This is a genomic window from Acidimicrobiia bacterium (assembly GCA_029210695.1).
Taxonomy (GTDB): domain Bacteria; phylum Actinomycetota; class Acidimicrobiia; order Spongiisociales; family JAHEDJ01; genus JAHEDJ01.
Genome location: JARGFH010000170.1, coordinates 1 through 548, shown reverse-complemented (window position 1 = coordinate 548; position 548 = coordinate 1). Strand labels below are relative to the sequence as shown.

Here is a 548-nt window from a genome sequence, read left to right as displayed (position 1 = left end):
TAATATTTTCCACTTTACCTAATCGCTCGAAATCATCAACCCATTCGTATAACGTCTTATGAGAGTCAGGCTTACAAACCAAAATAAAATGCTTTTCCATCTGAATGACTTGCTCACAAAAAGGCTGTTTGCAATATAAATCATCCCCTAAAAAGGTCGTATTTTCAGGTAATCCATTCGCTTCTTTTGTTAACCAGCGTTTTGAGGCTGCCAGCTCATAATCTTGTTTTTCAGAGCCATCTTGAGGCGTGATAAATTCAGGAACCAAAGGAATAACAGAGCTTTGTTTAGGAGAAACAATAACAGGAGTCACTGCGACGTGTGAGTAATGTGTTTTTTTATTTTTTAAGGCTTTAGTTGAACAGCAATCACAATGAATAGTCTGCGAGCTAAAGTATTCTACGCCATCAATAGCCACTAAAATCGTATTATCCAGCACACGAAACTCGTTTATTTTTCCGCTTTGCTGCAATCCACTTAATATTTCCCTGTAAACAGGTGAAATCGTTTCTGCGGGAACAGGGTCGAGAAGGTTTCTGATCTGATTA

Annotated in this window: 1 protein-coding gene; it reads right to left on the bottom strand. The window is 38.1% G+C overall.

Annotated features, from left to right (window positions below; translation table 11 throughout):
* Positions 1 to 548 (bottom strand): ISNCY family transposase (locus tag P1T08_18935; GenBank protein ID MDF1598145.1); only part of this gene is annotated, 548 nt, incomplete at both ends.